At 63.0% G+C, this 18,212-nt stretch carries 15 protein-coding genes; 6 read left to right on the forward strand and 9 right to left on the reverse strand.

What is annotated here, in order from left to right; genetic code table 11:
• Positions 1 to 7: 7 nt before the first annotated feature.
• Positions 8 to 1,957 (forward strand): acetate--CoA ligase, encoded by a 1,950-nt coding sequence (gene acs, locus HJA_RS04580; RefSeq protein WP_035578977.1) that lies wholly within the window; start codon positions 8 to 10, stop codon positions 1,955 to 1,957.
• A 291-nt stretch (positions 1,958 to 2,248) separates the two neighbouring features.
• Here acs and HJA_RS04585 read toward each other — a convergent pair whose 3' ends face one another.
• Complete coding sequence (locus HJA_RS04585; RefSeq protein WP_051597357.1) at positions 2,249 to 3,859, reverse strand: stimulus-sensing domain-containing protein; 1,611 nt, start codon at positions 3,857 to 3,859, stop codon at positions 2,249 to 2,251.
• 25 nt (positions 3,860 to 3,884) lie between these two features.
• Positions 3,885 to 4,349 carry a peptidylprolyl isomerase gene (locus tag HJA_RS04590; RefSeq protein WP_035578717.1) on the reverse strand — a complete coding sequence of 155 codons (465 nt, stop codon included), beginning with the start codon at positions 4,347 to 4,349 and terminating at the stop codon, positions 3,885 to 3,887.
• A gap of 120 nt (positions 4,350 to 4,469) precedes the next feature.
• Here HJA_RS04590 and HJA_RS04595 point away from each other — a divergent pair, with 120 nt between their 5' ends.
• On the forward strand, positions 4,470 to 4,940 hold the full coding sequence (locus tag HJA_RS04595) for a DUF3995 domain-containing protein (RefSeq protein WP_051597358.1): 471 nt from the start codon (positions 4,470 to 4,472) through the stop codon (positions 4,938 to 4,940).
• 3 nt (positions 4,941 to 4,943) lie between these two features.
• Here HJA_RS04595 and HJA_RS04600 read toward each other — a convergent pair whose 3' ends face one another.
• The gene (locus tag HJA_RS04600) at positions 4,944 to 5,636 is read right to left on the reverse strand and encodes a response regulator transcription factor (RefSeq protein WP_035578986.1); all 693 of its coding nucleotides are present in this window, start codon (positions 5,634 to 5,636) and stop codon (positions 4,944 to 4,946) included.
• 547 nt (positions 5,637 to 6,183) lie between these two features.
• Between HJA_RS04600 and HJA_RS04605 the strand changes: the two genes are divergently transcribed.
• On the forward strand, positions 6,184 to 6,612 hold the full coding sequence (locus HJA_RS04605) for a hypothetical protein (protein WP_035578719.1): 429 nt from the start codon (positions 6,184 to 6,186) through the stop codon (positions 6,610 to 6,612).
• A gap of 77 nt (positions 6,613 to 6,689) precedes the next feature.
• Here HJA_RS04605 and ilvD read toward each other — a convergent pair whose 3' ends face one another.
• The 3 genes from ilvD to polA form a co-directional block, all read right to left on the reverse strand.
• Positions 6,690 to 8,528 carry a dihydroxy-acid dehydratase gene (gene ilvD / locus HJA_RS04610; RefSeq protein WP_035578988.1) on the reverse strand — a complete coding sequence of 613 codons (1,839 nt, stop codon included), beginning with the start codon at positions 8,526 to 8,528 and terminating at the stop codon, positions 6,690 to 6,692.
• Between the two features lie 120 nt (positions 8,529 to 8,648).
• Positions 8,649 to 9,695: a PLP-dependent cysteine synthase family protein gene (locus HJA_RS04615; RefSeq protein ID WP_035578722.1), complete on the reverse strand. Its 1,047-nt coding sequence runs from the start codon at positions 9,693 to 9,695 to the stop codon at positions 8,649 to 8,651.
• 151 nt (positions 9,696 to 9,846) lie between these two features.
• Positions 9,847 to 12,636, reverse strand: coding sequence for a DNA polymerase I (gene polA / locus HJA_RS04620; protein ID WP_035578725.1), 2,790 nt, complete (start codon positions 12,634 to 12,636; stop codon positions 9,847 to 9,849).
• Positions 12,637 to 12,776: 140 nt separating this feature from the next.
• Between polA and HJA_RS04625 the strand changes: the two genes are divergently transcribed.
• From HJA_RS04625 to HJA_RS04635, 3 genes are all read left to right on the forward strand, one after another.
• Entirely contained in the window at positions 12,777 to 13,205 is a 429-nt protein-coding gene (locus tag HJA_RS04625) for a hypothetical protein (RefSeq protein ID WP_035578728.1), read from the forward strand.
• A gap of 49 nt (positions 13,206 to 13,254) precedes the next feature.
• A complete protein-coding gene (locus HJA_RS04630) occupies positions 13,255 to 14,268 on the forward strand; it encodes an NADP-dependent oxidoreductase (RefSeq protein WP_081814535.1) in 1,014 nt (337 codons plus the stop codon).
• 71 nt (positions 14,269 to 14,339) lie between these two features.
• Positions 14,340 to 14,732, forward strand: a complete 393-nt coding sequence (locus tag HJA_RS04635; RefSeq protein WP_035578733.1) for a hypothetical protein — start codon at positions 14,340 to 14,342, stop codon at positions 14,730 to 14,732.
• On the opposite strand, the gene HJA_RS04640 is transcribed toward HJA_RS04635, so the two are convergent.
• From HJA_RS04640 to sseA, 3 genes are read right to left on the reverse strand one after another with little or no spacing between them, the layout of a single operon-like run.
• Complete coding sequence (locus HJA_RS04640) at positions 14,729 to 16,213, reverse strand: SLC13 family permease (RefSeq protein WP_035578736.1); 1,485 nt, start codon at positions 16,211 to 16,213, stop codon at positions 14,729 to 14,731. The two genes, HJA_RS04635 and HJA_RS04640, sit on opposite strands and share 4 nt — an antisense overlap.
• The gene (gene metC / locus HJA_RS04645) at positions 16,210 to 17,367 is read right to left on the reverse strand and encodes a cystathionine beta-lyase (RefSeq protein ID WP_035578738.1); all 1,158 of its coding nucleotides are present in this window, start codon (positions 17,365 to 17,367) and stop codon (positions 16,210 to 16,212) included. Before metC ends, HJA_RS04640 begins: the two co-directional genes overlap by 4 nt.
• Positions 17,364 to 18,209, reverse strand: coding sequence for a 3-mercaptopyruvate sulfurtransferase (gene sseA, locus HJA_RS04650; protein ID WP_035578741.1), 846 nt, complete (start codon positions 18,207 to 18,209; stop codon positions 17,364 to 17,366). The genes metC and sseA overlap by 4 nt, the downstream gene beginning before the upstream one ends.
• Between the last annotated feature and the right edge of the window lie 3 nt (positions 18,210 to 18,212).

The following is an 18,212-nucleotide window of genomic DNA, read 5'->3' on the forward strand; positions in this document are numbered from 1 at the left end:
AACGACCATGAGCGATCAGGCAAAAATCTACCCCGTTCCCGAGGAATTCGCGGCGAAGGCGAACCTGACGCCGGAAAAGTACAAGGAAATGTATGACGCCTCGCTCGCGGACCCGGAAGCCTTCTGGGGGGAGCAGGGCAAGCGGCTCGACTGGATCAAGCCCTATACCAAGGTGAAGGACGTCTCCTGGGAGACCGGTGACCTGCACATCCGCTGGTATGCCGATGGCGAGCTGAACGTCACCGCCAACTGTATTGACCGGCATCTGGAAACGCGCGGCGACAAGACGGCTTTCATCTGGATCGGCGATAATCCGAACGAGAGCCACAAGGTCAGCTACAAGGAGCTGCACGCCGCCGTCTGCCGCTTTGCGAACGTGCTGAAGAAGCTTGGCGTCAAGAAGGGTGACCGCGTCACCATCTACATGCCGATGATCCTGGAAGCCGCTTATGCCATGCTGGCCTGTGCGCGGATCGGTGCGGTCCACTCGGTCGTGTTCGGCGGCTTCAGCCCGGAAGCGCTGGCCGGCCGGATCACGGACTGCGAGTCCACCGTGCTGATTACTGCCGACGAAGGCGTGCGCGGCGGCCGCAAGGTGCCGCTGAAAGTGAATGCCGACAAGGCCGCAGACCTTTCCAATGGCATGCTGAAGACGATGCTGGTCGTGAAGCGCACCGGCGCCGAGATCAACATGGTTGAAGGCCGGGACCACTGGCTGCACGAAGCCGCCGAGGGCGTCTCGTCCGATTGCCCGCCGGAGCCGATGAATGCCGAAGACCCGCTCTTCATCCTCTACACGTCCGGCTCCACCGGCAAACCGAAGGGCGTGCTGCACACGACCGGCGGTTATCTCGTCTGGGCCTCGATCACGCATGAATATGTGTTCGACCTGAAGGAAGACGATGTCTACTGGTGCTCGGCGGATGTGGGCTGGGTCACCGGCCACTCCTATATCGTGTACGGACCTTTGGCGAACGGCACCACCACGGTCATGTTCGAAGGCATTCCCACCTATCCGGACGCCAGCCGCTTCTGGCAGGAATGCGACAAGCATGGCGTGACCATCTTCTATACCGCGCCAACGGCCATCCGCTCACTGATGCGCGAAGGCGAAGACCCGGTGAACGCGACCTCGCGCAAATCCATCCGCCTGCTCGGCACGGTGGGCGAGCCGATCAACCCGGAAGCCTGGGAATGGTATTTCCATGTTGTGGGGGAGGCGCGCTGCCCCATCGTCGACACTTGGTGGCAGACCGAGACCGGCGCAACCATGATGGTACCGCTGCCCGGCACGACGGACCTGAAGCCTGGTGCGGCGAGCCACCCGTTCTTCGGCATCAAGCCGGTCCTGGTGGATGCCGACGGCACACAGCTGCCCGGCGCGACGGAGGGCAACCTGCTGATTACCGACAGCTGGCCGGGCCAGATGCGCACGGTCTATGGCGATCACCAGCGCTTCATCGATACCTACTTCACGGCCTACCCTGGCAATTACTTCACGGGCGACGGCTGCCGCCGGGACGAAGACGGCTTCTACTGGATCACCGGCCGCGTGGATGACGTCATCAACGTCTCCGGCCACCGGATGGGTACGGCGGAAGTCGAAAGCGCGCTGGTCAGCCACGATGCCGTCGCAGAGGCCGCCGTGGTTGGCTATCCGCACGACATCAAGGGGCAGGGCATCTATGCCTATGTCACGCTGGTGCAGGGCGTGGAGCCGGATGAAGCGCTGCGCAAGAACCTCGTCCAGCATGTCCGTGCCGAGATCGGCCCGATCGCCTCGCCGGACCTGATCCAGTTCGCCCCGGGCCTGCCGAAGACCCGCTCCGGCAAGATCATGCGCCGCATCCTGCGCAAGATCGCGGAGAATGAATTCTCTAACCTTGGCGACACGTCCACGCTGGCAGAACCGGAAGTGGTCGACGACCTGATCAACAACCGCCAGAACCGCGGCTAGTCGTCAGGACTCTCCTCTTGGTGTCACCCCGGAATTTGCACAGCAAATATCCGGGGCCCAGTCCGGGCTCGCGACCTGGTGCTGGGTCCCGGATAGACCCTTCGGGTCTTCCGGGATGACACAGTGGGGAATAATTTTGTGATGGTCATCCTTCGAGCCCTGCGCTTGCGCTTGGGCCTTCTCGGGGAAATCGCGGTGCGATTTCTTTTCCCTCGAAGCGCTCAGGATGAGTCCGCACTTTGTGAGCGCTCATGCTGAGCGAAGTCGAAGCACGGGCGTGGGCTCCCCGCCTCAGATCGCCGGCAGATCCACGCAGAACCTTGCCCCGCCGCCGTCGCGGTTTTCGGCCCAGACCTTGCCGCGGTGGGTGGCGATGATCTGTTTCACGATGGAGAGGCCGAGGCCGGAATTGTTGCCGAAGGCGGTGCCTTTCGGGCGGTCCGTATAGAAACGGCTGAAGATGGTCTCCAGCTTGTCCGGCGGAATGCCGGGGCCGGTGTCTTCCACCTTGATCCGGGCGATGGTCTGCGGGCCGTCATTGGTCTGGTCGAGCGTCACTTCCACCACCGCGCCGGGCGGGGAGAAGGAGCGGGCATTGTCGATCAGGTTCCGGATCACCTGGCCGAGCGGGCCTTCGCGGCCCTGCACGAGCAGGCGACCGCCCATGGTCGCGTCATGGAAGGACACCGTCACTGCGCCTTCGTCCAGTGCGAGGGACTCATAAGTGCCGACGACATCCTTCACGAAACGGGCAATGTCGATTTGCTCGTTCGGCACGCGGGTCATTTCCGCTTCCAGGCGGGAGGCGTTGGAGATGTCGGTGATCAGCCGGTCGAGGCGTTTGACATCCAGTGCGATCACGCCGCGAAGCTTCTCGGTCAGCTCCGGATTCTCCTTCACACTCTCCAGCGTTTCAATGGCGGAGCGGATGGAGGTGAGCGGATTTTTCAGCTCGTGCGCCACATCGGCGGCGAATTGCTCATTGGCCTGGATGCGCTCGATCAGCGCCTCGGTCATGCCCTCCATGGAGGTGGCGAGATCGCCGATCTCGTCCTTACGGGAGGAGAGGGCGGGCACGTCGATCCGTTCCGATGCCCCGGCGCGGATCCTATCGGCCGCCACCGCCAGCCGGCGCAGCGGCCGCGCGATGCCCAGCGTCAGCAGTACGGAGGTGATGAAGGCGACCAGCACCGCAACCCCGATAAAAGGCAACAGCGCGGCCCGCTCGGCGCGGATGATCTCGTCGATGTCGGAGGATTCCAGCGTCAGCACGCCGACCACGGCGGAGACGCGCTGGATGGGCATGGAAACGGAAATAATGCGCTGGCCGCGGTCGTTGAAGCGCTGGCTGGCCGCTTCGCCGCCCTCGACGGCGGTGTCAAACTCTTCCTCGAAGGTCTGCGTGCGCACCGCGTCGGAGGAGCGTCGCGGCATGACCGGACCGAACACATGCGCCGCCCATTCCGACAGGTTCCGGCCCCAGCGGGCCACCCGGCCGGGCTCGCGCAGGGGCGGCAGGGCGTCCACGTCCACACGTTCGGAGAGGTAAAAGCTGTCGCCCACCATCTCGCCGTCGGGCAGGTAGATGCGGGCGCGCACCCGTTCGGGCAGGTTCAGGCGGACGATGGTCTGCCTTGCGGCGTCCACATCCAGCGCGGGCTGGGGCGTGGTGGCATCGTCGCCAAGCAGGCTCGTAAAGATCTGCGCCTGGGCGACGAGGTCCTGCTTTTTCGAGACGACAAAGCCGGCCCGCATCTCGTTCAGGACCATCGCCCCGATGATGAGAATGGCAAGGCCGGCAAGGTTCGACGCGAAGATCAGCCGCGCGATACGGCTACCGAACACGACTGAACTGTTCAGTCCGGCGCGCGGTGTCTTCCGGGTCTTGTCCTTACCGGCCATGCGGATCCTTCCGGCTTGAGCCAGATCAGGCGTCGGCAGCGACGCGCATGGAGACGATCTTGTCCGGATTGCGCGGCGGCTCGCCCTTGGCCAGCTGGTCGACCACATCCATGCCTTCGGTCACCTTGCCCCAGACGGTGTACTGGCCGTCGAGGAAGCGGGCATCGTCGAAGCAGATGAAGAACTGGCTGTTGGCCGAATGCGGGTAGTTCGTGCGGGCCATCGAGCAGATGCCGCGCACATGCGGCTCGTCATTGAATTCGGCCTGCAGGTCCGGCTTGTCGGACCCGCCGGTGCCGGTGCCTTTCGGGCAGCCGACCTGGGCCATGAAGCCCGGAATCACGCGGTGGAAGACGATGCCGTCATAAAAGCCTTCGCGGGCAAGTTCCTTGATCCGCTCGACATGGCCCGGGGCCAGGTCCGGGCGCAGCTCGATGGTGACATTGCCTTTGGAGGTTTCCAGAAGGATCGTGTTTTCAGGGTCGGCCATGGGAGTTCCTGTTTCTTGTGCTAATCTACAGACTGGCTATTGAATGAAGCCCATTGCGGCAAGCCCGTGCGGCAGGAATGTGCCAAACGGGCCGGGCGCCGCACAAAGGCTGAGGACGTCATGCTGGCACCCATTCTGTCGATCACTATGGCCGGAATTCTGACTATTGCAGGCCTGTTGCATGCCCTTTGGGGCTTTGGCGTGACGTTTCCGGCCGCCAATGAACAACAGCTGGCGCGCATGGTGGTCGGCCGGCGGGGCATCACGAAAATGCCATCCATGGCCGCGTGCCTGTTCGTGGCGATCTGCCTGTTTGCCTTTGCCTTCCTGGCGCTGGTGCTGGGCCGGCATGTGACCGTGCCGGTATCGAAATGGCTGGTCGCGGCTGCCGGGGCCGGCGCAGCCCTGGTGTTCATGGGGCGGGGCATAGTGGGCGTATTGCCGGCCTTTGAACGGGCAACGCCGGAACAGCCGTTTTTATCGCTGAACCGGCGTTTCTATTCGCCCCTGATTTTCCTGCTGGGCATCGGCTTTGCCCTGCTGACCCTGGCGCTGCCCTATTGGAGCTGGCGCCTGGGCCTCCTGGGCTAGAGCCTATTCGGTGTAGCGGTAGCCGACGCCATAGAGCGTCTCGATCGCATCGAACTCGTCGGACACTTCGCGGAACTTCTTGCGAAGCCGCTTGATGTGGCTGTCGATGGTGCGGTCGTCGACATAGATCTGGTCGTCATAGGCGGCGTCCATCAGCTGGTCGCGGCTTTTGACATAGCCCGGACGCTGGGCGAGGGCCTGCAGGATCAGGAATTCCGTCACCGTCAGGCGCACCGGATGGCCGTCCCAGGTACAGGCATGGCGGTTCGGGTCCAGCGTCAGCTTTCCGCGGACGATCGGCTTGTGGTCGCCTTCCTCCGGACCGGCCTGTCCGCCGCGGGCGCGGCGCAGCACGGCCTTCACCCGCTCTGCCAGCAGGCGGTTGGAGCAGGGCTTGCGCACGAAATCGTCGGCGCCGATGTTGAAGCCGATCACCTCATCGATTTCCTCGTCTTTCGAGGTCAGGAAGATCACCGGCAGTTCGGACGTCTGACGCAGGCGGCGCAGCAGTTCCATCCCGTCCATCTTCGGCATCTTCACATCGAGGATGGCAATGTCCGGCGGGTTTTCGGTCAGCGCGGGCAGGGCGGCCTCACCGTCATGATAGGTGCGGACATTGTAGCCTTCCGCCTCGAAGAACATCTTGAGAGAGGCGACGATGTTCTCGTCATCGTCCACAAGCGCGAGAGTTGTCATAGTCCGGTCCTTGTCCGCCAGTTTCAGCCCTGTGTTGGGCCGGTCAGCTGTGGAGTGAAACATGGTTCGCGTCATGGAAATAGCCTCCCTTCAGTGGTCTTGCAATGAAAGGCAGTGAACCGGGCGAGCGCTTGCTCACATTAAGGCGCTTTAGAGGTCAATTGCGGCGGAATTGCCCTGAATGTTGCCGGCGGCGATGTGGGTCCGGCATGATCCGGTATAGTCCGCTATGATCATGCATGGTCACGTATGATCATGGCGCAGTCAGATTTTGTGCATGGGCGGTCATGCTTCGGCATCCCCCACACGCGTCACGCCCGATGGCCAACGGCCATCTGGGCGCCCATCCCTGAACAAAACGGCGAGGGCGTCATGACATGACGTACTCGTGGCACCGTTCAGAGATGGATCCCCAGACCGCTGCGCGGCCGGGGATGACGCGTGTGGAGGGGGCTATCCGCCACCTGACACGCCCCAACCTGCTGAACCCATTGCCGCCCAAACAAACTTATCCGACACCTCCGTGGCCGGACGTATAGTGCGGGCCATGTCACTCTTTCACCCTCCCGCCTGGTTCCCGCCGCAGCTCGCCTTTCTCTGGCCCATCATCTGGGTCCAGGTGCTGATGCTGCGCGCGCAGATCCGCGCCGCTTATGGCCGGGGTGTGGTGTATCGCTGGAGCGTGACGGATAATCTGCGCGTCTATCTGGTCAGTATCGAGTGGATGCCGGGGCAGAAAAAAGCGCGGGCGATTCTGAAACCTGCCGCGCATGCCTCTGATCGTCTCGCCGCCGCGTGCGACGGGCGGATGGCTGTGCCTGACTATATCCACTTGCGTCCCCTCTCCCTCGGGAGAGGGGCAGGGGTGAGGGGCGGCGTCGCCGCCGCAAGCATTGCACGTGCGGATATGCCTTGGCCCCTCATCCCCACCCCCTTCTCCCAAGGGAGAAGGGGCTTGCCCCTGCCGGAAACCTGAAGCCAGGCCTGACCTCAAAAACTCAGCTCACCCACCAAGCGCCTTCACGGGCGCCGCAGGTGCTGGCGTGCGTGTTGCTAAGGATCCAGCCGCACCGCGCCTTGCGAGGCGTTCCCCACATGCGCCGCGTAGACCTTCAGGGCACGGCTCACCTTGCGGGGGCGGTCCTCGGCCGGCTTCCAGGCCTTGTCGCCCTTGGCTTCCATTGCGGCGCGGCGGGACGCGATTTCCTCGTCCGTCAGCTTGGCGTGGATAGTGCGGTTCGGGATGTCGATCTCGATGATGTCACCTTCCTCGATCAGGCCGATCAGGCCGCCTTCAGCCGCTTCCGGGCTGACATGGCCGATGGAAAGTCCTGACGTGCCGCCAGAGAAGCGCCCGTCGGTGATCAGGGCGCATGCCTTTCCGAGCTTCATCGATTTCAGGTAGGAGGTCGGGTAGAGCATCTCCTGCATGCCGGGGCCGCCGCGCGGGCCTTCATGGCGGATGATGACCACATCGCCCGCTTTCACGCCCTTGTTCAGGATGCGTTTGCAGGCCTCTTCCTGGCTGTCACAGACGACCGCCGGGCCGGAGAACTTCAGGATCGAGTCGTCGACGCCCGCGGTTTTCACCACGCAGCCCTGTTCCGCGAGATTGCCGAACAGGACAGCCAGCCCGCCATCCTGCGAGAAGGCATGCTCTGCCGAGCGGATGACGCCTTTCTCGCGGTCGGTGTCGAGCTCTTTGTAGCGGCGCGACTGGCTGAACGCCTCGGTCGTCCGCACGCCGCCCGGCGCGGCGAGGAACAGTTCGTGTGCCGCCGGATCATTGGTGACGGTGATGTCCCATTTGGTGATCGCCTCGGCCAAGGTGTCGGAATGGATGGTGCGCACGGATGTGTCGAGCTTCCCGGCGCGGTCGAGCTCGCCGAGGATGCCGAAGATGCCGCCCGCGCGGTGGACGTCTTCCATATGGACGTTCGCAACCGCCGGGGCGACCTTGCAGAGGCAGGGCGTCGAGCGGCTGAGCCGGTCGATGTCGTCCAGCGTGAAGTCGACCTCACCCTCGCGGGCAATGGCCAGCAGGTGGAGGATCGTATTGGTCGAACCGCCCATCGCGATGTCCAGCGTCATGGCGTTCTCGAATGCCGCCTTGGTGGCGATGCCGCGGGCGGAAACGGATTTGTCGCCGTCCTCGTAATAGAGCTTGGTCAGTTCCACGATGCGCTGGCCGGCGCGGCGGAACAGGGCTTCACGGTCGGCATGCGTGGCGAGGGTCGAGCCATTGCCCGGCAGGCCGAGGCCCATGGCTTCGGCGAGGCAGTTCATCGAGTTCGCCGTGAACATGCCGGAGCAGGAACCGCAGGTCGGGCAGGCATTCTGCTCGAACTCGGCGACTTCTTCGTCGGTCCGGTCAGGGTTCGCTGCTTCGATCATGGCGTCGATCAGGTCGACCGCGCGCAGCTCGCCGTCGATATTGACCTTGCCGGCCTCCATCGGGCCGCCGGAGATAAATACGACCGGAATATCGAGGCGTAGCGCCGCCATCATCATGCCGGGGGTGATCTTGTCGCAATTGGAGATGCATACCATCGCATCGGCACAATGGGCATTGACCATGTACTCGACGCTGTCCGCGATGACTTCGCGGCTCGGCAGCGAATACAGCATGCCGTCATGGCCCATTGCGATGCCGTCATCGACCGCGATCGTGTTGAATTCCTTGGCCACACCGCCCGCCGCGACGATCTCGCTGGCGACCATCTGGCCGAGGTCTTTCAGGTGCACGTGGCCGGGCACGAACTGGGTAAAGGAGTTCACCACCGCGATAATCGGCTTGCCGAAGTCGCTGTCCTTCATGCCTGTCGCGCGCCACAGGCCGCGGGCGCCGGCCATGTTACGGCCGTGGGTCGAAGTGCGGGAACGGTAGAGAATTGCCACTTTGTGCCTCTTTATTCAGTGCTCCGGCAGGGATTACCTGCCGGGCGGGCGATTATCAATCATGACGAAAGGGGAACGGCCAGCCCCCATCTGTTGACAGGCGGGCTGGCGGCGTCAGTGCGCAGCGGCTTTTGCGTCGGCGTTGACCGGGCCGAGGCACTTAATGCCGTCAATCACAGGCGCGAGGCGCTGGAGGGCGGATTCATAGGGCTCCTGGCCTACCGAGGGGATGTAGCGGGACTGGATTTCGTCCAGATACCGCTCGTCGCCATCGGCGCAGATACAGGCCACGCGCGCCGGCTTGTCCTGCCGGGCCAGCCACTCCAGCGCGCCGAGGATGACCCCCGTGCTGGACAGGCCAACCTTGGAGAGCTGGCGCTCGTGCAGAAGCGTGAAGGCGGCCAGCGTGGTGGCTTCGTCCATCCGGATCATGCCCGGATCGGGCTTCATGCCGGCGAAGGAGGAGCGCCGCTGGCTGCCGAAGGCGGGGATCTTCAGCTTGTCGGTGCAGCCGGACGGCGCATCGAGGAAGGCGCAGGAGCTTTCCGGTTCCACGAGGCAGAGCTGGGTCGGGCGGGGATGGGCTTTCAGATAATCCGCAAAGCCGCGCGAGGTGCCGCCGGACGAGGAGGTCATGAACACCGCATCGAACGGGCCATCGGCAAACAGTTCCGGCGCGGTCCAGTTCTGGTGAGCAGCCGGGTTCAGCGGGTTGGAATACTGGTCGAGGAAGACAGAGCCTTCCTGCGCAGCGATCTCCCCGGCGAGGCGCATGCGGGCGGCATTGGCGGTTTCACCCGGCTTGGGCTCGGCGATGACGAGGCGGGCGCCCGCTGCCTTGATCTGGGCGGCGTTGTGGGCGCTGATCGAAGCAGACGACACGATGGTCGCGCCAATACCCATCCGCTGGCAGATGCAGGCAAGCGCGTTGCCGTAATTACCGGAGGAGGCGTCGACGACCGATTTGACTGGGCCCATCTTCTCGATCGTCTTCGACAGAATGTACCAGGCCACGCGGTCCTTGACGGAGCCGAACTCGTTGCAACGCTCTTCCTTCACCAGCAATTCATGCGTGAGATTGCCGATCCGGACCTGATAGGCCGTCAGGGGCGTATGGCCGATTTTGAAGGGACAGCTGGCGACGGCGGAAGAAAAGGGCATAAGCCTGCCTCGGTCTGCGTTTCGCAATTCCGCATAGCTAGCAGGCCGAATCGCTCACGCAAATGTGACAACTGCGTCTGGCAACATTGCAAATTTGTATGCCTTTCAGCGCGGCACCCGCGCCGCAGAAGCAGACAGCCCAATTTGCGAGCTAGTGCGCATCGGCCCAGTTGGCCGCTGCGCGGGCATCGACTTCCAGCGGTACGGACAGGTCCATGGCGGGGCCGGCAGCTGACTGCATGGTTTCCTTGGCCACCTGGATCAGCTTTTCGGCTTCACCTTCGGGACACTCGAAGACGAGTTCATCATGCACCTGCAGCAGCATCCGGGCTTTCAGTTTCGCCTTCGCCAAGACCTCCGGCATGCGGATCATGGCGCGCTTGATAATGTCGGCGGCGGAGCCCTGAATTGGCGCATTGATGGCCTGGCGCTCCGCGAACGCCTTCTGCGGGCCTTTGGATTTGATCCCGGCGAGGTGCACTTTCCGGCCGAAGGCCGTCTGTACGAAGCCGTGTTCCTTCGCGAAGGCCTTGGTCTCGTCCATATAGGCACGGATGCCGGGGAAGCGTTTGAAATAGGTCTTGATGTATTCGGAAGCTTCCGACTGCGGGATGCCGAGCTGGCGGGCGAGGCCGAAGCCGGAAATGCCGTAGATGATCCCGAAATTGATCGCCTTGGCCTGACGCCGCACCATCGGGTCCATGCCCTCGATAGGCACGCCGAACATCTCGCTGGCGGTCATGGCGTGAATGTCGAGGCCATCCTTGAAGGCTGTCTTGAGCGCGTCGATGTCGGCCATATGTGCCAGCACGCGCAGCTCGATCTGGCTATAGTCGGCGCTGACGAGCACATTGCCCTCGTCGGCAATGAAGGCTTCGCGAATCTTGCGGCCTTCTTCGGTGCGAACCGGAATATTCTGCAGGTTCGGGTCAGAGGACGAGAGGCGTCCGGTCTGCGCCACCGCCATGGAGAAGCTGGTATGGACCCGGCCGGTGTCCTTGTTGATCGCAGCCTGCAGCGCTTCGGTATAGGTCGAGCGGAGCTTCGACAGCGTACGCCAGTCGACAATCGTGCGCGGTAATTCGTGGCCCTCGGCGGCGAGACCTTCCAGCACATCGGCGTCCGTCACCCAGGCGCCGGTCTTGGTCTTCTTGCCGCCTTCGATGCCCATCTTGTCGAACAGGATCTCGCCCAGCTGTTTGGGGCTGGAAATCTTGAACTCTTCTCCGGCCTGTTCGTAGGCCTCGGCCTCCAGTGCGGCCATGCGCTGGGAGAAGTCAGAGGAGAGGCGGGAGAGCTTGTCCCGGTCGACCTTGATGCCCTCGCGTTCCATGGCAGCGAGGACTGGCACAAGCGGGCGCTCCTCCGTCTCATAGACGGTGGTAACTTTTTCCGTGTGCAGAAGAGGTTTGAACGTCTGCCACAAACGTAGCGTGACGTCGGCGTCTTCGGCAGCGTATTCCGTTGCCTTGTCCAGCGCGACCCGGTCGAATGTCACCTGGGATTTCCCAGTGCCGGCCACGTCCTTGTAAGAGAGCGGCACATGGCCAAGGTATTTCTCTGACAGGAGATCCATGCCGTGGCCGTGCTTGCCAGCGTTCAGCACATAGGACAGCAGCATCGTGTCGTCGATGGGCGCGACATGGATGCCGTGCTGGGCGAAAATGTTCAGGTCATACTTGATGTTCTGGCCGATCTTCAGGACGGAATCATCCTCTAGCAGCGGCTTCAGCGCCTTGATGGCATCCTTCATCCGAACCTGTCGTGGCGGGTCAACGCCGAACATGTCGCCATCGCCGCTATCGTTCGGATCGACATGCGCGAGCGGGATGTAGCAGGCCTCGTTCGGGGCGAGGGCCAGCGACACCCCAACAAGGTTCGCCGTCACGGAGTCGAGACTGTCGGTCTCGGTGTCGACGGCGACGTAGCCCTGTTTCTTTGCCCGGGCGATCCAGTCTTCGAGCTCCTTGAAGTCACGCACGCAGGCATACTTCGTGCGGTCGATCGGGTCTTCCGCAGGCGGAGCAGCCTCCAGCGCGCCTTCCTTTTCCATCATCTCGCGTACGCGGCGGGTGATGGTCTTGAACTCCATCTCCTCAAGGAAGCCGAGCAGGGTGTCCGGCTCCGGGTCCTGCACGGCGAGGTCTTCCAGCGAGATCTCCAGTGGTACGTCATCCTTCAGAGTGACGAGGTCGCGTGAGAGCCGGATCTGGTCGGCGAAATTGATCAGTGTTTCGCGGCGCTTGGGCTGTTTGATCTCTTCGGCGCGGGCGAGCAGCGTGTCGAGATCGCCATACTCTTCCAGCAGGGTCGCGGCGGTCTTCACGCCAATGCCGGGGGCGCCGGGGACATTGTCGACGCTGTCGCCAGCCAGCGACTGGACGTCCACGACTTTCTCCGGGCTGACGCCGAACTTCTCGAACACTTCGTCCCGGCCCATCGTCTTGTTCTTCATCGTGTCGAGCATGACGATCTTGTCTGTGACCAGCTGCATCAGGTCCTTGTCGGATGAGACGATTGTGACGCGCGCGCCCTTGGCTTCGGCCTGACGGGCATAGGTCGCGATCAGATCGTCCGCTTCGAAGCCTTCCATTTCGATGGCGTGGGCGGCGAAAGCTTCGGCGGCGCGGCGGACCAGCGGGAATTGCGGGCGCAGCTCTTCCGGCGGCTCATCGCGGTTCGCCTTGTACTGGTCGTAAAGCTCGTTCCGGAACGTATGGGACGAAGCGTCGAAAATGCAGGCGAAGTGCGTCGGCCGCTCGTCGCCTTTCAGGTCTTCCAGCAACTTGAACAACATGTTGCAGAACCCGCTGACCGCGCCAATGGGCAGCCCGTCCGAGGAGCGTGTCAGCGGTGGCAGCGCATGGAACGCCCGGAAGATGTAGGCGCTGGCATCGACCAGATAGAGGTGGCTGTCCTTGGTGACGGGGGCAGTGGCCATGGGCGGGAATCCTTTTCTGCCCGATGGTTTAGCCGCCAGAACGGGGCGCGTCACCCGCCGGAAAACCGGGGAACGATTCTGCTTGTGGATTGCGTTCCCTTAGGTAAGCTTTCCCGAAAACATGCCGGGGAGGGCAGATTATGAGCGGATCAATCGTCAAAACACCGTGGCACCTGTGGGTTGTGGGCGGACTGGGTGTCTTGTGGAACGCCTTTGGCTGTTTCGATTTCACCATGACGGCGACCAACAATGCCGCCTATCTGGAACCCTATCCGCAGGAACTCCGGGACTATTGGCTTAACATGCCGGCCTGGACCTGGGTGATCTGGGCCATCGGCGTTTTCGGGGGTCTGCTGGGGAGTATCGCGCTGTTGCTCCGGCGTAAGTTTGCATATCCGCTGTTTGCCGCCTCATTTCTGGGGGCGCTGGTCAGCATGGGGCGCAGTTATCTCGACAAGGAGGCGCCGGCCGTGGAGGGCATGGCCTTCATGAGCCTGGTCATTCTGGCGATTGCGCTCTTGCAGGCGCTCTATGCCCGGTGGTTGTCGCGCCGGGAAGTCTTGCGCTGACGCCGCAAGGCTCTAGCCTCTTCCCAAAAGGGAGAGAGACATGAGCGAGATGAACCAGACCTGGGTGCTGCGCCAGCGGCCTGTCGGAGACATCAAGGAGGGGGATCTCGAACTCGTCGAGACTCCGCTGGAGCCTCTGAAGGATGGTGAGGTGCGGGCGAAGACCGTCTATCTCTCATTGGATCCGACCAACCGCATCTGGATGAGCGATGTCGACGCCTACCTGCCGCCGGTCGGCATCGGTGACGCGATGCGGGGTGGTGGCCTCGCCGTGGTTGTGGAAAGCAAGCATGACGGCTTCCAGCAGGGCGATGTGGTCAACACCGGCCTTGGTACCTGGACCATGTATCCCACGCTGCAGGGCGAGGGCCTCGCCAAGTTGCCGATCCTGCCCGGCGTACCGCTGACGGCCTATATGGGGCCGCTGGGTGCCACCGGCATGACGGCCTATTTCGGCCTGATGGACATCGGCAAGCCGAAGGCGGGCGAGACGGTGGTTGTCTCCGCCGCAGCGGGAGCCGTTGGCTCCATGGTGGGCCAGATCGCCAAGATCCAGGGCTGCCGCGCCGTCGGGATCGCGGGCAGCGATGACAAGTGCAAATGGCTGACGGAAACCGCCGGCTTCGATGCGGCGATCAATTACAAGACCGAGGATGTCGGCGCGGCGCTGGACAAGCATTGCCCGGACGGGATCGACGTCAATTTCGAGAATGTTGGTGGGCAGATCATGGATGAAGTGATCGCCCGTCTGAACGATTTCTCGCGCATGCCGCTCTGCGGCCTGATCAGCACCTACAACGCGACCGGGCCGGTTCCGGGACCGTACAATTTCTCAAACCTGCTGATGCGGCGCACGCTGGTGAAGGGGTTCATCGTGATCGACTATTTCCCGCGCTTCCCGGAAGGCATCCAGCAGATGGCCCAATGGCTGATGGAAGGGAAACTGAAGTTCGAGACGGATGTGGCGAAAGGTTTCGAGAATGCCCCAGCCAGCCTGTCGCGCCTCTTTGAAGGCAAGAACCTTGGTAAACTCGTCGTTGAATGTAGCCCGCCGCCAGCGTGATTGCGTTGCTGTTCATCCCTCGTTCAATTACAATGCTTTGTTATTGCAGGTGAATTGGCTGGAGGGGTGACATGGCGCAGGCAAGGCGGCTGAAACTGGCAGGGGCGGCGCTCTCGGCAGCGGGGCTCATGATGGTGGGCGCCTGCACCAGCGAAGACATGGCAATGTTTGCCGATGCGATGGCGCAGGCGTCTGATGAAATGGCCGTCACGCTGACTGCCGTGCCGAGCTTTGGCTGCGACTACAATGTCGATGGCTATCTCGTGTGCGACGACACGGGCGATGGCTTCGCGGACCGCTACGCTGACGCCTACGATGTCGCGCCTGTGGCCTATGTGCCGGTTACGCCGCCTGTCCGGGTCAATGATTATGGCGAAGCCTATCAGTATGATGGCGAGTGCGATTGCTGGCTGCGCGAACCGTCACTGGATGAACTTCCATCACGGCGCGGCCATCACGACTAGAGCACCGCTGGTGCAATCCAGTAGCCGACGATCGTGATGATCACGACCCCCATCAGATTGATGCGGAAGCCCTGCTTGATCATTTCGCTGATAGGCACTTTGCCTGTCGCATAAATGACGGCGTTCGGCGCGGTCGCCACCGGCAACATGAAGGCACAGCTCGCAGCCACGGCGGCCGGGGCAAAAAGCGATTGCGGCGCGGCGCCCACAGCGACAGCAAGCGATCCGATGATCGGCGACAGGGTCGTCATGGTCGCCACGTTCGAGGTCACCTCCGTCAGGAAGATCACCAGAAGCACCATGATCGCCACGATCACCAGCGGCGGGAAGATGCTCAGCATCTGCATCTGCGTGCCGATCCAGTCGGACAGACCGGTGGCGTGCATCGCCTTGCCGAGAGAGATGCCGCCGCCGAACAGGACGATGACGCCCCAGGGCAGTTTGACCGCTTCCTCCCAGGTCATCAGGGCGCGGCGTTCCTCGCCGCCTGCGGGGACTAGGAAGACCAGAACGGCCCCGAACAGGGCGATCATCATGTCGGTCTGCCCGCCATAGGCTTCCAGCAGGGGATACCCCATGGAGGTCAGCAGCTTGGTCGCGGGCAGGCGCAGCACCCACATCGTGGCGATGATGCCAAACACGATGGCGATGCGCTGTTCCGGCGTCTTGATCGGGCCGAGTTCCTTGAGGTCGTGATGCACGGATGCGGCCATCGACTCGCCATGCTTGTATTTCGGCAGGCCGCGCGTGACAGCCCACCAGGCCGCCGGCACGAGCAGCGCGGCGGTCGGGATGCCGAAGGTCATCCACTGGCCGAAGCCAATGCCTTCGCCTGTCTCTTCCTGCAGCCATTTCAGGGCAATCAGATTGGTCGGCGTTCCGATGGGCGTCGCCACGCCGCCAATGGAGGCGGAATAGCAGACGCCGAGCAGGATGGCGGTGGTGAACTTGCCTTCCTTGTCCTGCAGCGCGGCCGCAGCAGAGATCGCAATGGGCACCATCATCAGAGAGGTCGCCGTGTTGGAGATCCACATGGAGAGGACCGCCGTGGCCAGCATGAAACCGAAGATCAACGCCTTGGGGGAGGTGCCAACCCGGTCGACAATGTTCAGGGCGATCCGCTTGTGCAGGTGCCAGCGCTCCACCCCCAGCGCGATGATGAACCCGCCCAGCAGAAGCAGCACGATCGGATCCATGTAGCTGCTGCTGACCGCGCGGGGCGACAGGGCGGCCACAGCCACGGCATTGGCGTGTTCGCCATGCCCGATGATGGCGGCGCCGAATGGCAGCACAATTAGTGGCAGCAGGGATGTCGCCGGAATCGGGATGGCTTCGGTCGCCCACCAGATTGCCATCAGAACCAGAAGGCAGCCCGTCAGCCAGGCTGGCCAGTTCAGGCCAGCAGGCGGGCCAGCGAGTAGCATGAGCGCCGGAAGAACAATCCCGAGTATGAGGCCGATCGTCCGGTGCGAGAGCGTCATGCAGGGCCTTTCAGGGCGGCGAAGGCGGAGTCGAGCTCTGCCTTGAGGTCTGAGACGGCCTCCAGGCCGACATGGATACGAAGCAGCGGCCCGGCCCGTGTGGCGGTCCAGCTGTCCTTCGAACGGGTCAGCTGGTGGTCACACGGAATCAGCAGGCTTTCATAGCCGCCCCATGAAAAACCCATGCCAAACAAGTGCAAAGCGCCCAGAAAACGGTCCATGCCGCCTTCCGGAATGGCATTCAGGACGACGCCGAACAGGCCGCTGGAGCCGGTAAAGTCCCGCTTCCACAGGGTGTGATCCGGGCTGGAAGGCAGGGCAGGATGCAGCACTTCAGACACTTCAGGGCGCTCGGCCAGCCAGGCTGCCAGGTCCAGCGCAGCGGCTTCATGCGCGCGGAGACGTGTGTGCAGGGTCCGCATGCCGCGCAGGCAGAGATAGGCATCATCGGGGGCAAGGCTGATACCGAAGTCTTCCGAGGCCATGGCGATCCGGTTGTAGAGGCGGTCGTCAGATGTCATCACGGCGCCGCCGAATGCATCCGCATGGCCGACGATATATTTCGTCATTGCCTGAACGACGATGTCGGCACCAAGCGCCAGTGGCTTGTGGAAGTATCCTGCGCCCCAGGTGTTGTCGGCGATGGTGGTGACGCCGTGTTCGCGCGCCACGGCCGTAATTGCCGGAATGTCGGACACTTCAAAAGTGAGGGAGCCAGGCGACTCCATGAAGATCGCCTGCGTTTCCGGTCGGATCAGGTCAACAATCCCGGCGCCGATGCGCGGATCGTAGCGGGTGGCCGAGACGCCCATATATTTCAGGCGCCGTTCGCAGAAGCGCGCAGTCGGGCCATAGGCGCTGTCGGGGATCAGGATGTGCCCGCCGGACTTGACGCAGGAGGCAATCGCCAGCACGCAGGCCTGCAGCCCATTGGACGTCAGGCGCACATGGCTGCCGCCTTCCAGTTCGCTGAGCGCGGCTTCCAGTTCCCGGTGCACCGACAATCCCATCCGGCCATAGCCGGGCTTGGAATCGTAGAGGGCCTTTTCCGTCTTGAAGAGGACCGTGGAGGCACGCTCCACCGGCGGGTTCACTGTTACAGTGCCGAGCCGCGCCCCGCGCGTGTGGATAATCCGCGTTTCAGGCCGTTTCATGCCGCGCCTGTTGCCACCGGACGGGAGGGGTCAGACGCCCATTCGGTCCACGATCCGTCGTAAACGGCCACGTCCCAATTGCCGAGCCGTGCATAGCCGAGCGCGAGAATGGCCGCCGTCACACCGGATCCGCAGGTCGTGATGATCGGCGCGTCATGGTCAGGCAGCAGGCCTTTCAGTTCGCTGACGGATTTCAACGTGCCGTCGGGATTGATCAAGCCGCTCGACGGCGCACTCATGCTGCCGGGAATGTGACCGGAGGCGAGGCCCTCGCGCGGCTCAGGCGCTTCACCTGTGAAGCGTCCGGCGGGACGCGCATCGACGATGCCATGCGAGCGGCTTTCGGAGGCCGCCGCGACCTGCGCAGTGTCCTTCACCAGGTCGCTGCGGACACGCGCGGTGAAGTGGCGCTCCACGGCGACGGGCGGCATGTCTTCCAGCTCTCCACCTTCAGCCTTCCAGGCATTGAGCCCGCCATCCAGCACTGTCACGTCATTGTGGCCCATGACACGCAGCATCCACCAGACACGGGCGGCTGCGCAGAAATTATTGTTGTCATAGACGACCACGCGGTTGCCATCGCCGATCCCCAGCTTGCGGACGCGGGACGAGAACATGATCGGGTCGGGCAGCATATGAGGCAGGTCGGTTCCGCCAGCCTTGATGGCATCAATATCGAAATGCACGGCTCCGGGGATGTGGGATTCCGCCCACTCTTCCCGGCCGGTTTTCTCTGCCTTCACGAAAGGGGCGTAGTACGTCGCATCGACGACCCGAATGTCAGGGGCCGAGATGTTCTGTTTCAGCCAGTCTGCGGTGACGAGGGGATCGCCCGTTTCCATGCC

The sequence above is a fragment of the Hyphomonas jannaschiana VP2 genome, from assembly GCF_000685215.1.
Classification (GTDB): Bacteria; Pseudomonadota; Alphaproteobacteria; order Caulobacterales; family Hyphomonadaceae; genus Hyphomonas; species Hyphomonas jannaschiana.

What these genes read in the sequence shown, in the direction of transcription:
- acs (WP_035578977.1), top strand. Translation starts at nt 8, where the DNA reads ATGAGCGATCAGGCAAAAATCTACCCCGTTCCCGAGGAATTCGCGGCG.
- HJA_RS04585 (WP_051597357.1), bottom strand. Translation starts at nt 3,859, where the DNA reads ATGGCCGGTAAGGACAAGACCCGGAAGACACCGCGCGCCGGACTGAAC.
- HJA_RS04590 (WP_035578717.1), bottom strand. Translation starts at nt 4,349, where the DNA reads ATGGCCGACCCTGAAAACACGATCCTTCTGGAAACCTCCAAAGGCAAT.
- HJA_RS04595 (WP_051597358.1), top strand. Translation starts at nt 4,470, where the DNA reads ATGCTGGCACCCATTCTGTCGATCACTATGGCCGGAATTCTGACTATT.
- HJA_RS04600 (WP_035578986.1), bottom strand. Translation starts at nt 5,636, where the DNA reads ATGACAACTCTCGCGCTTGTGGACGATGACGAGAACATCGTCGCCTCT.
- HJA_RS04605 (WP_035578719.1), top strand. Translation starts at nt 6,184, where the DNA reads ATGTCACTCTTTCACCCTCCCGCCTGGTTCCCGCCGCAGCTCGCCTTT.
- HJA_RS04615 (WP_035578722.1), bottom strand. Translation starts at nt 9,695, where the DNA reads ATGCCCTTTTCTTCCGCCGTCGCCAGCTGTCCCTTCAAAATCGGCCAT.
- polA (WP_035578725.1), bottom strand. Translation starts at nt 12,636, where the DNA reads ATGGCCACTGCCCCCGTCACCAAGGACAGCCACCTCTATCTGGTCGAT.
- HJA_RS04625 (WP_035578728.1), top strand. Translation starts at nt 12,777, where the DNA reads ATGAGCGGATCAATCGTCAAAACACCGTGGCACCTGTGGGTTGTGGGC.
- HJA_RS04630 (WP_081814535.1), top strand. Translation starts at nt 13,255, where the DNA reads ATGAACCAGACCTGGGTGCTGCGCCAGCGGCCTGTCGGAGACATCAAG.
- HJA_RS04635 (WP_035578733.1), top strand. Translation starts at nt 14,340, where the DNA reads ATGGCGCAGGCAAGGCGGCTGAAACTGGCAGGGGCGGCGCTCTCGGCA.
- HJA_RS04640 (WP_035578736.1), bottom strand. Translation starts at nt 16,213, where the DNA reads ATGACGCTCTCGCACCGGACGATCGGCCTCATACTCGGGATTGTTCTT.
- metC (WP_035578738.1), bottom strand. Translation starts at nt 17,367, where the DNA reads ATGAAACGGCCTGAAACGCGGATTATCCACACGCGCGGGGCGCGGCTC.
- sseA (WP_035578741.1), bottom strand. Translation starts at nt 18,209, where the DNA reads ATGGAAACGGGCGATCCCCTCGTCACCGCAGACTGGCTGAAACAGAAC.